Source organism: Paenibacillus aurantiacus (genome assembly GCF_042431225.1).
Classification (GTDB): domain Bacteria; phylum Bacillota; class Bacilli; order Paenibacillales; family Paenibacillaceae; genus Paenibacillus_Z; species Paenibacillus_Z aurantiacus.
Genome location: NZ_JBHMDO010000053.1, coordinates 34,235 through 47,456, shown reverse-complemented (window position 1 = coordinate 47,456; position 13,222 = coordinate 34,235). Strand labels below are relative to the sequence as shown.

8 protein-coding genes and 1 riboswitch are annotated in these 13,222 nt (G+C 60.4%); of the genes, 4 read left to right on the top strand and 4 right to left on the bottom strand.

What is annotated here, in order from left to right; all coding sequences use genetic code 11:
* Window positions 1–39: 39 nt before the first annotated feature.
* The gene (locus ACFFSY_RS32615) at window positions 40–4,638 is read right to left on the bottom strand and encodes a DEAD/DEAH box helicase (RefSeq protein ID WP_377502331.1); all 4,599 of its coding nucleotides are present in this window, start codon (window positions 4,636–4,638) and stop codon (window positions 40–42) included.
* Between the two features lie 114 nt (window positions 4,639–4,752).
* Between ACFFSY_RS32615 and ACFFSY_RS32610 the strand changes: the two genes are divergently transcribed.
* Window positions 4,753–5,181 carry a hypothetical protein gene (locus ACFFSY_RS32610; RefSeq protein ID WP_377502328.1) on the top strand — a complete coding sequence of 143 codons (429 nt, stop codon included), beginning with the start codon at window positions 4,753–4,755 and terminating at the stop codon, window positions 5,179–5,181.
* 264 nt (window positions 5,182–5,445) lie between these two features.
* Here ACFFSY_RS32610 and ACFFSY_RS32605 read toward each other — a convergent pair whose 3' ends face one another.
* The 3 genes from ACFFSY_RS32605 to ACFFSY_RS32595 all read right to left on the bottom strand — a co-directional run bounded on the left by ACFFSY_RS32605 (window position 5,446) and on the right by ACFFSY_RS32595 (window position 9,307).
* The gene (locus tag ACFFSY_RS32605) at window positions 5,446–5,946 is read right to left on the bottom strand and encodes a C40 family peptidase (RefSeq protein ID WP_377502325.1); all 501 of its coding nucleotides are present in this window, start codon (window positions 5,944–5,946) and stop codon (window positions 5,446–5,448) included.
* A gap of 4 nt (window positions 5,947–5,950) precedes the next feature.
* A riboswitch (cyclic di-AMP (ydaO/yuaA leader) is annotated at window positions 5,951–6,105 on the bottom strand.
* 271 nt (window positions 6,106–6,376) lie between these two features.
* Window positions 6,377–7,201, bottom strand: a complete 825-nt coding sequence (locus ACFFSY_RS32600) for a hypothetical protein (protein WP_377502322.1) — start codon at window positions 7,199–7,201, stop codon at window positions 6,377–6,379.
* A 36-nt stretch (window positions 7,202–7,237) separates the two neighbouring features.
* Window positions 7,238–9,307, bottom strand: coding sequence for a M1 family metallopeptidase (locus tag ACFFSY_RS32595; RefSeq protein ID WP_377502319.1), 2,070 nt, complete (start codon window positions 9,305–9,307; stop codon window positions 7,238–7,240).
* Between the two features lie 181 nt (window positions 9,308–9,488).
* On the opposite strand from ACFFSY_RS32595, the gene ACFFSY_RS32590 reads away from it, so the two are divergent.
* The 3 genes from ACFFSY_RS32590 to ACFFSY_RS32580 all read left to right on the top strand — a co-directional run bounded on the left by ACFFSY_RS32590 (window position 9,489) and on the right by ACFFSY_RS32580 (window position 12,957).
* Window positions 9,489–10,031, top strand: coding sequence for a YwhD family protein (locus tag ACFFSY_RS32590; protein ID WP_377502316.1), 543 nt, complete (start codon window positions 9,489–9,491; stop codon window positions 10,029–10,031).
* A gap of 116 nt (window positions 10,032–10,147) precedes the next feature.
* The gene (locus ACFFSY_RS32585) at window positions 10,148–10,570 is read left to right on the top strand and encodes an N-acetylmuramoyl-L-alanine amidase (RefSeq protein WP_377502313.1); all 423 of its coding nucleotides are present in this window, start codon (window positions 10,148–10,150) and stop codon (window positions 10,568–10,570) included.
* A 161-nt stretch (window positions 10,571–10,731) separates the two neighbouring features.
* On the top strand, window positions 10,732–12,957 hold the full coding sequence (locus tag ACFFSY_RS32580; protein ID WP_377502310.1) for a methyl-accepting chemotaxis protein: 2,226 nt from the start codon (window positions 10,732–10,734) through the stop codon (window positions 12,955–12,957).
* Window positions 12,958–13,222 lie beyond the last annotated feature (265 nt).

Here is a 13,222-nt window from a genome sequence, read left to right as displayed (position 1 = left end):
ACGGCCGGAAGGATGAGTCCTTCCGGCCGTTTCTTCTGTCTATTGCAAATTGCTCGGCCACAGCACCAGCGCCTGCTTGTCCCGCTCGGCCCCGAGCGCCCGCAGCAAGCCGGCCGCCGGGGAGTCCGCGATCGCCGCGCCGTTCCACTGTTCGATCTTGATTTTACTCAAGCCTCCGCGCCGCAGCACGGTGCGGAGCACTTGTTTCAAGCCGGCAGCGTCGAATGGAGGAGGGGCTTGGTCAAGCGCATCGGTCCCGCTTGATCCTTCGGGCGCCTGCGCGAGCGATACGATCTTGCGCCCGTTGCTCTCGATCCAATACCGCCATCGTCCGCCTTGCAGCACGAGGTAGTTGCCTCCTTTGCGCGCGAATCCGGCTCCCGGCACATCCGGCCAGTCGGTGCTTAAGCCGAACGGGTTGGCCAGATCGACGGCGGCGATGATCGTGTAGCCCTCCGATTCCCCGGGCGCGAGCGGCCGGCCCACGGCGGCAATCTGCTCCCGACGGGCGAATTGCAGCGCCGGTTCGCCGGCGACGAGCACGCCGCGCGTCACGATACCCAGATGCTCCAGCTGGCGCAGCGCGGGCAGATGCGCGTCCCAGCCGAACGGACTGATCTGTCCAGCCAGCTCCTTCGAGACGAGGCCGAAGCTATCCAACAGATGCTGGGTCCATTGGAGGACCGATTCCGCATCCACGCCGCCTTGCCTGTCTTGCATCCCCTCGCCGTTGTCCGTTCCAGCCGACTCCTCCAGCAGGCTGCCGGTCCAATACCAGCGTCCAAGGCCGGAGCCGGTCTTGGCCAGCTGCTTGCCTTTGGTCTGCGCATGAAGCCGCATCGGCGCGAATTGGTCGTTGGCCACCGCGCCTTCCCAGACAAGGTCGATCAGTGCCGGGAGCAGCTCCGAGGGCGCAAGTCCGCTCTCCCGCCCGAGCCGCGTCAGGAACATCGCACCCCCATCCCGCAGCTGCGCCAGCAGCTCCGGATGTTTGGAGGCGGACGTCTGCCGGGCTTGCTTCAAGCAGGGCAGGTATAGGGCACGGGACTCCGCGAGGAAGAATGCGATTTTACCTTCTTTCTCCCCTTCATCCTTGCGTCCGAGCCAGATCACTTCCCCGGATGCGCACAGCAGATCAAGGTCTTCTTTGCGGTAGCCGTTCAAGCGCGAGGGGAAAATGACGCTCTCCCAGTGAGAGACCGGCAGATAGAACCCTTGCAGCTGGCCGATAACGGTGCGCAGGCCGTCGGCACCTGCCAGCTGCGTGCCATCGAGCACGTGCTGCAGGCGCGAAATCTCCGCGCACCAGCGTACGGGCGCAGCGGGTTCGGCTTCCTTGCGGGCTTTCTCCATCGTCAGCCGGATCAGGCGCTTCGCGACGCGGCGGCTCGTCCAGATGCGCTCGTCCGCATCCTCCGCGAATGGGGCTTGTTCAATGAGATCGTGCCGCAGCAGCAGCTCGATGACGACTGCCGCGCTGCTTTCATCGAGCATTGGGTACCGTTCCATCAGCTCCATATCGGTGAAAGATAATCGGTGCTCGGCGAATCGGCCCGCGATGAAGACAACCGCGTCCTCTCCGGCAGGGAAGCGCTCATAGAACCCTCGTTCGTCCGCGCAAATCCATCGCTGGCCGTTGTTCCCGAAGCGGTAGGCGGCGATTCGCCCGCTTGCGGCGAGCGTCGCGAGCGCCTCCGCCATGAACGACGCATCCGGTCCGAGCAGCTTGGTCAGCTCGTCCTCCGAGAGATCACCGCGCCGCTTGAGCGCCGCGTACAGATCATCCGGCGTCCGGAGCTCTCCCTGACCGGCGGCCATTCGCTCTTCTTCCGCCTTGGCAATCGCCGGATCGACCGCATCGCGCAGCGCCGCTTCGCCGAAGAGGGCGCCCGCCATCGATCGGCTGACGCTCAGCAGCTGCAGCTGAGTCGCCGCGCTTAGGCCGTCCCCCTCGTAGATTTGCGTGTTCACGTAGTCGGCGATGAACTGCGCGGCGAAGGGGGACGGGGCTTTGGTCTCCCGAACGACGATCTCGATCTCGCCCGCCGCGATACCCGTAAGGAGCCCCTTCAAGCCGTCGGCGTCCAGATACACGTGCAGGCTCTCCCGCATCGCTTCGAGCAGGTAAGGGAATTGATCCGCATAGGGAAGCGCTTGTTTCAGCAGTTCCTCGCTGCGCAGCCGCTTCTGCCACATCGGCGTGCGCGTGAAGCTGCGCGAGAGCAGCAGCGATGTCTCCGCGATGCGGCGGAACGAGATGCCGAGCATGGGCGAGCCCGCGATCGCCTCGGTCAGCAGCTCATCCAGCGAGTCCGCGGCGATATGCCACAGCTTGTTCAGCCAGGAGTTGTCGCCTTCGGCAAGCACTAGCTCGATTCCGTTATCCTTCGCGTTGCCATACAGCTTGTACGGCAGCAGACGGCCGAACTGCTGCTCGATGGCGAGCAGCCATGTTCGGTTCAGCTTGCGCCCGAACAGCGTATGGATGACGACCCGCGTCTGATTGGTTAAGTCCCTGTAATGCTCGATGAGAATGAGTTTGTCGGTCGGCAGCCCCAGCGCCTTGTGCTGCGCCCGCGCCAGATCGATGAGCTGTTCGGCGGCCGTGCGGTCCAATCCGTATTCCACGTCGAGCCAGCGGACGGTATCGGCTTCAAGCGTTGGTGCCAGCTCGTCGCCCGCATGTCCATCCCGCAGTCGCAGCCGCTCGGCCAGCTCGCCGAGGAAGCGACCCAGCCGCACGCCGAGCCGCACGCCGCGGCCGCCGGGTTCGTTGCGCCAAAACGGGATTTCGCTGAACCGGTTCGGCGCTTCTTGCACGTAGACCCGGTCGTGATCGATGCGGCTGATCATCCATGAAGAGGTTCCGAGCTGGAAGACATCGCCGGCGCGGCTTTCGTGGATGTACTCCTCGTCCAATTCCCCAAGGTGGACGCGGCTATCGGCATGATGAACCGGGTATGCCGAAGACTGCGGGATCGTGCCGACGCCGGTGACGGCGGCGACTGGCGTAAGCGCGCGGCGCGTGACGACGTCCCGCTCGCGATCCCAATCGATCAGCGGCCGCGCGAACGGGTAGAAGCCGGCCAGCACCTTCAGGACCGACTCGAGCTGGGCGCGCGTATACTCGCGGTAACACTCGCTGCCGCATAGCAGCGCATGCAGCGCGTCCACTTCGATATCCTCGGCCGCCGCGACCGATACGATATGCTGGGAGAGCACGTCGATCGGCTGCCGTGGCAGCCGGATGGCTTCGATCTCGCGCCGGACGACGCTGCGGCAGAGTACTGCAGCTTCCGGCAGCTGGCTGCGGCTCCGTGCGAGAATAACGCCGCGGCTGACGTCGCCCACAGCGTGCCCGGCGCGGCCGATGCGCTGAATGCCGGAAGCGGCATCCATGGGCGGATCCACCTGAAGGACGAGGTCGATGTGGCCGACGTCGATCCCAAGCTCCAGCGAGGAGGTGGCGACGAGGCAGCGCAGCTGGCCGCTCTTCAGCAGATCTTCGACTTCAAGACGTCGCTCGCGTGCCAGCGATCCATGGTGAGCGCGGGCGAAATCCTCGCCGGTCTGCTCGTTCAGACGCAGCACGAGCCGCTCGCACAGCCGGCGGCTATTCACGAAGAGCAGCACGGACGAGGCGCCTTCCATCAGCTGCAGGAGCCGCTCGACGATCGGCGTCCACACCGCCGCTTCGCGCGATTGCGCGGGGCGGCTGAAGTCCGGCATCGTCACGCGCACATGCATCGTCTTGGCCATCATGCTCTCGATAATCGCCACGGGCCGCGGGTGGTAGCCCAGCACATGCCGCAGCGGCTGCGCTTCTTCCGCGTCCTCATCCAGATCAGCAGTGCGCTTGTCCAAGACGCGCGAATGTTTATCCCTGTCATCCCCGTCACCCCCGGCATCTCCAGCATCGCGTTCGGCGGCGGCGTCCCGAGGCGCCCATCCGCCGAGAAAACGCGCCATGCGGGACATCGGCTTCTGGGTTGCCGAGACGCCAATCCGCTGAACGCGACCTTCGCATAGGGCAGTCAGCCGCTCCAGCGCGAGCGTCAGATGGGCGCCGCGTTTATCGCCGGCGATGCCGTGTATCTCGTCCACGATGACAGCGTTCACTGTCCGCAGCATCGCGCGCCCTTTGGCGGAAGTAAGCAGCAGGTATAACGATTCCGGCGTGGTGACGAGCACCTCGGGCGGCTTGCGCGCCATGCGGGCCCGCTCTGCGGAAGGCGTATCGCCTGTACGGACGGCCGTCGCGACTCCTGGCCAGCCGTCGTCATCGCCTTTACCCGCGACTCGGACTTTCGCGTCCTGCTCGATCTCGGAGATAAACCCGACCAGATGGTGCTGAATATCGTTGTTGAGCGCTTTCAGCGGCGTAATATACAAGGTTCGTACGCCGGCCGTCCAGTCTCTGCCTGCAGCGTGCTTCTCCCGGACGATCCGGTCCAGGCAGGGCAGCAGCGCCGCGAGCGTCTTGCCAGAGCCCGTAGGCGCGGCGATCAGCGTATGTCGGCCGCTTCGGATGGAGGCCCATGCCTGCAGCTGGACGTCGGTCGGCTCGCCGAACGCGCGGCCGAACCAGCCGGCCAGGACGGGATGAAACGCCTGCAGCGCTTCGGAGGATGAAGACATCGAAAGTCAGCTCCTTTTCGAGAAGAAGTGTTGCTTCTCATTATACCTGTTTTTGGTTCAGAAACTGAGCGGCGTCTCATACGTTTAGAAGTAACACCAATCGGGAGGGTATGTATGCAGAGATGGCGGGAGACGTTGGAGGAGAGATGGAACGAGTGGAGACAGGTCGAGGATGCGCTGAGCCGCACGCTCGAAGGCAGGCGGGTGCTGCGCGTCGCGGGATCGCGTACGCCAAGGCTGCTGCCGCCGGCATCCAAGACGATTAGATCGGGCCAATTGACGGGCATATCGGGCAGTTACGAGGCCGGACTGGCCTGCTTTTGCCTAGGCGAGTTGAAGGCGGAGGAACGGCATGCGTTCCTGGAGGCGTGGCACGCGCGTCTTGGAGAAGGGGCCATGGTCGTCATTGCCGATCGAAGAAGCGAAGGATGCTCGTCGGCCTTTGAACTGCATCAGTTGTTCGCGGATGTCGGCACGGCGCTGGATGTGCAAGTCGGACGGACGTTCTGGTGGGTGCGTTACGAAATTAACACGCGGCGTTGAGAACGGATTGGCACGATCGGTATCCCCGCACATTACGGCTACGTCTTTGATTGCCCTCTATAATTATTAGAATAATCAAACAATTTAATCCGAATTAGCCTCGAAATGCGCTGCAGCTTGTTTCACGGGCCCGCATTCGAGGTGAAGGATGACTTATACCGGCAAGTATGGCGGAACAGCAAACCGCCGTGCTTGTTCGGGGGAACAAACACGGCGGCTCGTTGTTTGGGATCGAACGCGGGGGCGATCGATCCCGGTCGCGAATTAATCGACGTCAGTCGTGTCGACCACTTCGTCCGACGGCTCGTCGGCATATTTCTCAAAGGTTTCAGGACTCATAACGCGGCGGGCCGTGACATAGCGCTTCTGATAGTAGGAATCACTAAGTCCGCTGATAGTTACGCCCTTGCTGGAAGACGAGTGAGCGAACTTACCGTCTCCAACATAAATGCCGACATGCGAAATGCCTTTGCCGCTCGTATTGAAAAATACGAGGTCGCCTGGGATCAAGTCGGCTTTCGCCACTTTCTTGCCCAGTTTGGCTTGCGAGGAGGACGCGTGCGGAATCGAGACGTTCAATTTCTTGAATACGTACATCGTGAATCCGGAGCAGTCGAACCCCTTAGTCGTGGTGCCGCCATAGTTGTATGGCGTGCCGATCAGATCGGCGATGACGCCGTCCATTTTGGAATCCGCGAATGCGCTTCCAGCTTGGAACGCAAGCATCATGGCCAAGCCAATCAGCAGAGCAGCAAACTTCTTCAAGAATAGAAACCCCTTCCGGTGCCTACGAGGTTAGCTGTGGGGTTCGGTTGAAGGTACCCTATGATCGCCTCGGGCGTATGCTAGTTTGCATTCGCCGGGATCAATTCACCCAAAGATGGTTCCCCCGTTTCTCTTGCGAGAATTCGGCATTTTTTTCATTCCGCGTTATAATTCGATCATTTTCACATATTCCCTTCTAAGTTCACAATTTGTTCACAGATTAGAATTCTAAGAGTGCAACTTTTTTGCTATTATATCGTATCTATTTTTCTCTTTCTATCGGTTCAACACCCATTCTATCGACAGTCCCCATCCTCTGCCCCGCTTTCCGGTCATGAACCGTCCCGATCCGCTGTTTTTCCTTGCGCAAGCTTCTTTTTCCAACAGCAAAGGACAGTACCTGATCGGCACTGCCCTCCACCTTCAATTCTCATCCTTCTTTGGCTTCATTCGACTGCCAGGCCGCGAATTGCGCCGCCACGGTCCATACCTTCATGATCGTGCGCACGAAATGGAAGCCTTGGTGCAGGACCAGCGCGAGCAATCCTGCCCATAGCATGGATACCGACGCCGCCGTGAGGCTGAGCAGCAGCCCGATCGCCCACATAAGGAGGGAGACGCCCGCGAAAGGCAGCAGCTTCTTCAGCCCTTCGCTGAGACCGCCGAACGCGCCCTTGCCCGTGACTGCCCCGAACTGCATGGCCAGGAACAGCAAGTGCAGGAGGACGGCCCCCGCGAACCATCCGCCGGCCAGCGGCAGCGCGCTTGCGCTCAGCTCCGCCAACGTATCGCTGCCAATCAGCGCCTCGTACAACCGCGGAACTACCCAGATGCCCGGGGCGATCGTCAGTGCCACTTCCAGGAAGTACAGCAGCGTAACCGGTCTCCAAGCCGCACGGATACCGGCCAGGAAGCGGGTGCCGCCTTCGCTTTCCGATGCGTGCAGGGAGTAGAACAGGCCGGCGTTCACCAGTGGCGTGATGAGCATGCGCCCGGCCAGCAGCGACGCGAACAGCCACAAATAAGGATGGATGAGATCGGTCTTCATCAATTGGAACTGCGCTTCCGTCAAGAATAGTCTCACTGCGTCCTCGCCGCCTTCGATGCCTGGATACCGCTGCAGCAGCGGCGTCACGATCGAATCGATGGTCCGGTAGAGGAAGAAGCCCCAGAGCAGTTCGTACAAGAACAGGACGATTACGATGAAGAAGTGCTGTCCCGTCAGCCACCAGCCTTGCTTTAAATGCCGCCTCATGCCGCGATCCTCCTCTCTTGCCTGTCCTGGCGGCCATTACCAGGCCAGCGACGCGAACAGGCTCTCGATCAGCTTGGTCAAGCCGATCCCCCAGCGGGTGCGCGTCTTCTCCGGCACTTCCGCCTTCAAGTAATTGTTGATGTGCCGGTTATCCAGCACGTTACCGTAATCCGGGTCGACCGTTGCGTAAAGCAGCGGGGCCGGGTGCAAGACTTTATAGACCATTTGATTCTCCTTGCCTTCCCAAACCTTCGGCATGGTCGTGCCGTCGGCGAACTGGAGCACGACCGGCACGGGCCCGTTCGCCCCGCCTCGCCGCTTGACCAGCACGGTCGATTCGTACTGCTTGTTCCCCTTCTCGGCGACGGGACGAACGGTGATCGATTCGACCGCATAATCCGCCATGTCGCTGCCGTAGACGAAATGGCTGAAGTAGTCGTCCCATTCCGTCTTGGTGACCTGCTCGACGATGCGCTGGAAGTCGGCCGTGGACGGATGCTTGAATTTATACTTCTGGAAGTAGGTCCGCAAAATTTTGCGCATCGTCGGTGCGCCGACCTGCTTCTCAATGCCCACCAGCACGAGCTTGGCACGCATGTACACATTCTCGGCATAACTATCCGAACTGTGATAGGACCACGAAAGCTGCTTAAGCGGGGCGGGATTGGTCATGTAGCTGGCTTCCAGCGTCAAATTGGGCTCGAGGCCGTATGCGCTCTCCATGACTTTGTCCTCCGCATAAGAGGTGAAGCCTTCATCCAACCAGGCTTCCTCGAACTCGTTGGTCGCGACCATGCCGTACCAATACTGATGGCCGACTTCATGCACGACCGTTCGCTCCAGGCTGTCGATTGACGGGTCTGGCGAATCGGCCTCGAAGCTCGTGACGAGCGTCGGATATTCCATGCCGCCCGCGCCGCCTGCGCCTTCCGGCGGCACGACGATGGACAAGGTCGAATATGGATACGTGCCGTACCACTGGGCGAACTTGCCGAGCGCGGATTTGGCGGCGTGCATGTAGCGCTCTTTGAGCTCGGCGTGCCGGGGATCCAGATAGAGCTTGATGCGGACGCCTGGAATACCGGTTGTCGAGTAGGCTTCTTCGCTATAGATAAAATCGGGTGAAGCGGTCCACGCGAAGTCGTGCACGTCGTCGGCGTAGAATTGGAACGTCCGCCGCCCGCCGTCCGCATTCGTCGGCTTCGTCTGAAAGCCGGTCGCGGCGACCGTATAGTCCGCCGGCACGTTGATCCGCACGTTATAAATGCCGAAGTTGCTGTAGAATTCCGAGTTGCCGTGGTACTGATGCGCGTTCCAGCCATCTGCGCTTCGCCCCCGCGTTCCGGCCGTCTCGTAGGCGGCAAGCTTCGGGAACCATTGGCCAGCCATGACGAAATCGCCGTAATAGCCCATCCGCGCGAATACCTGCGGCAGCTTGACCGTGAAGCCGAGTTTCAGCGTTACGCTCTCGCCGGGCGCAATGGTATCGGGCAGTCGCAGCTTGGCCAGCGTCTTGTCGCTGGCATTGCCGTCATCGGGCTGCACGTAATGCAGCCTTGGGAGGAGACTGTCGCCGCTCTCCGTTTGAAGCGAGTCAATCGTCATGCTGCCTACGCCCGCCGACGTCGCCTTGTCGCTTCGCAGTTTGCCGCCCGATTCCCGCATGAAGCTGGTGTCCGGCGCTTCGAACGCGTTCGGATAGAGGTGGAAGTACATTTCCGATACAGCAGACTTGCCGGGGTTTGTCCACGTGAGCGTTTGCTCGCCCGTGAGCATTTTGCTTTGTTCGTCGAGTCTGACGTCGATGTGGTATTCCACGACGCGTTTGCTGAGCGCGACCGGCTTCGGCTTGAGCACCGATTCCGGAACGGGCACGTTCGTCTGGGGGAGCGTCGTCTTGGGTGCGGGGACCGCGGGAGCGGCGGGCGTCGGCGCGGTTTGGACCGACCCGGGCTTGGCCGTCGGCGAAACGTCCATATGGGACGGCGCGAAGGCGTACGTATATTGCGATACCCAGGCATCCCCGAACCCTTCCCGCGCCGACACGCCGAGAAGGGCGGCGGCGACGGCGAAGAGCAGCAAGCGTTTGGCAAGACGTGGCGTCATTGAACGATTCCCTCCCGTTGACAAGCATCTAAGGCATGTATATGTTTGCTTTTCCAGGATTATTAGCTAAAATGGAATTAATGTGTGGACATGCGCGGCAAACCCGCGCCAGTATTGGATCTAAGCATGGTAGAGCCGTGCCTTGGAGCACGGTTTTCAAAGGGAAGGGAGCCTGGAATAGATGTCCGAACAAGAGCAAGGCCAGCAGCAGCCGGCGGCAGGGGAAGAGGCGCCGAAGAAGGAGAAGAAGCAGCTTGCGCTGAACGTTGTCAGCAACAAGGCGCACAAGGGGTTCGGTGCGGGTACGATCGATCTGAGCCAAGTCTCCTGCGTCATGATCGATAACGGCGAGGCTTATATAGATGTAGGCGCCATGCACGCCAAGAGCAAGATCGAGCGCGGCATCAAGTTTACGCCGAATAAGGAAGATACGCCGAACGGACGCCTGTGCTACATTGTATGGGTCGCGGTCGACCGTAACGAGAGCGGCTCGTATTATGCCGGCGCGACGGCTTGTCCGATGCTGATCGATTCGGAGGCGAAGCGCGGGTGGAAGATTCTCGCCGACCACGTGAACCGGCTCGATTACGCCATCAAGCGGCGCTACGTGCTGGATGAGCTGACGGCCGACGAGAAGGCCGCGCTGAAGGGGCTGCTCGTCAGCCACAATGCGGAGTGGTGGGACAACTCGCCGGAGACGCTGAAGGAAGCGCTCCAGGGATAAATGCAAATAGCGCCACGGGGAGAACACCCTGTGGCGCTATTTGTTGCGTGGCAGTATCTCATAGGGGGACTACCTCTTATGGGCCGGCGCTTTCGAAACCTTGGAGAAGGGGGTCGATGCGGCCATCTCCGAGAACAGGCTTTCCGTCTTTTCCGGGGGTTGCTTCAAACCGGATTGAAACGTTCACGGCGGTGGCCAGAACGGAGGCCTCCCATAGATTAGCGACTGAGGTACAACGAGAGCTGATCGCGTCTACCGGCCTTCGAGATCGAGGCGTAAAGGCTGTCGACTTCTACGTCATCTGCAAAACGAGGATGCCTGCTATTCTGACGGAGTGCGGAGGCTTTATGACGAATCGGGAGGAAGCCGCGCTCATGAAGGCCGATGACTACCGGAGGAAAGTCGCACACGCGATCGTAAACGGAATAGCCCAATCATCCGGTTTCACAGAACGGCAACCTAACCACTGCCGCTTACGAGGGCTTCTGCGCTGCCGATCCGTGCAACGGCATGCACGAACGCAGGTGTTATTTGGATAGCCGATGAACAACCGAACAAGGAATGGTTTTCAAATCCTAATATTAGTAGAAGTGGGGCTAATTTACTAGGTTGGATTGCGATATTTCATGTCGATTCTTGTTGATGGAAACGGTTTCCCCTATTAAACTAGTACTATAATCATCGAAGGGGGAGCTGGCGTGTGAAAGTTTTCGCTCCGTTTGTATACATCATGAACCGATTGTCCTATGTGAAGAAGTTCCTTCTCATCGGACTGCTTGTCCTCATCCCCATCTCTATCCTATCCGTCGATCTGTTCCGTACGCTGCAATCGTCGATTGAAGTGTCGAAGCAGGAACGTGACGGCGTGACGTATCTCGCGCCCGTGAAGACGCTCATGATGCAGATGCAGAAGAGCCGCAGCATGGTCGACAACGGCAGCAAGCTGGCCGCCAGCCAAGTCGAAGCGATCAAAGCCGAGATGAAGCAGCGCATCGGGCTTGTCGACGCGATGGACGCCAAGTATGGCGCAGCGTTCGGCACAAGCGCGCAGTGGAGCAGCTTTAAGTCCGGCTGGGCGCTGCTGGAGCAGCAGTACGCGGATTTGACCGTGGACGAGAGCGTCGCCTGGCATATTAAACTGATTCAACAGCTGCTGGAGATGCAGCTTGATATCTCCGACGGCTCGACCATGACGATGGATCCGGAGCTGAGTTCCTTCTCGCTCGTCAACATGATCATTAACCGCCTGCCGTCGCTGATGGAGAACGAAGCCCTCGCGCGCGGACTTGGACGCTCGCTTCTGTCCGGGGAGCCGATGACGCCGGAAGCGCAGCTTAATTTGGTCAAGCAAGCGGATGCGATTAACCGGTTAGTCGACGAGATCGGCCATGACTGGAGCAACGCGATGGGGGGCAGCGCGGACATCGGCTCCATGGAGAAGCGGGTCGGTACGACTTCCGAGACGGCGAAGCGCCTTAGCCAACTAGTTATGCAGGAAGTCGTATCGGGCAAGAACGATCTTGGCTCCTCCTCGTTCTTCGCGGACGGCACGAAGGCGGTCGACGAAGCTTCGGCCTTGTATGACGAGGCGCTCGCGTTACTCGGCAAGCTCGTCAACAATCGGATCGACCGGATGGAAGTCGAGCGTAATACGATGATCGCTATCGTAGGCGTGGTGCTGCTGCTGGTGCTGATCTTCTTTATCGCGTTCTATTTGAACGTGAAGCAGACCGTGAGTCGTCTGGAGCAGGACAGCTCCCGCATGGCGCAGGGCGATCTGACCGTTCGCGTCCAATTGAAGACCAGAGATGAGCTTGCGCGCGTCGGCGACGCCTTCAACCGCATGGCCGAATCGTTCGCGGACGTGCTTCGCGGCAACCAGGACATCGCCAAGCAAGTAAGCGGCTCTTCCGGCCAAATGGAGCGGACGGCGCATGATTCGGTCGGCGCGGCCAACCAGATCGCGGCCGTCATGCGGGAGATGGCGGGTGAAGCGGAACATCAAGTTAGCAGCATGGAACAGAATGCGACGGCCATGACCGAGATGGCCGAAGGCATCAGCCGGATCGCCGTCACCTCCGCGGTGGTGAACGAGGTGTCGGCGGCTGTGTCGAACGAGGCGAAGAAGGGACGCGATACGGTCGTCAAGGCGGCCGGACAGATGCATACGATCCGCGAGACGGCGGGTTCGACGGCCGAAGCGGTCGCGCAGCTTCGCAAGCAGTCCGAGCAGATCGGCTCCATCGTCGACTTGATTACGGGCATCGCCAAGCAGACCAATCTGCTGGCGTTGAACGCCAATATTGAAGCTGCACGCGCGGGCGTGCATGGCAAGGGCTTCGCCGTCGTCGCGAGCGAAGTCGGGAAGCTGGCTGACCAGTCCAGACAGCTTGCCGCGAATATCGGCCAGCTCGTCGTGTCCATGCAGCAATCGGCAGCCAATGCGGCGGAACGGATGGAGCAAGGCGTGGCGGAGACGACCGAAGGTCTGGCGCTTATGGATACGGTGAACGGCATGTTCGCATCGATCTTGAACGAAGTGGAGCAGGTAGCGGCACAGGTCGAAGAGATCTCGGCGGCTACGCAGCAAATGTCCGCGGGCACGGAGCAGGTCGCCGCATCGGTGCACGAGTCGCTGGGTTATGCGGCGCGTGCGGCCGAGAAGGCGCAGGAGGCGGCGGAATCGGCGGGCGCGCAGCTCGTGTCCATGGAAGAAGTGCTGCATGCTTCGGGATCGCTGAGCGAGACGGCAGTCGAGCTGCAGCAGGCGCTTTCGAAGTTCAAGGTAAATGGCGAATCTGCGGCTGCGGTTGTCGAAGATCAGCCGAAGAAGAAAGAGAAGAAAGAAAAGAAAGAAAAGAAAGAGAAGAAGGCGAAACAACCGAAGGGCGCGAAGCGGAAGCTTTCGCTGCCGTGGAAGAAGTAGGGGGACCAGAGGCGATAGACGGACGAATATACCTCGCTCCGAACGGACCATTCAACCTAATTGCATACAGCAGCTGTTTCGGCGGCCTACATCTTGCTATTCGCGGGATGTAGGCCGCTTTTTTTGGGCAGTTGGAGCTGCTCGCATAGGAGGAGCGGGTTGCGATTCGGGGACGTCTCGAGCGATCTTCAATCCATACCGCATCGAAACACGCATTAGCACCATAACCGGGTGCAAGCGCCAAGGACGCTGCTAGCCGCCTCTA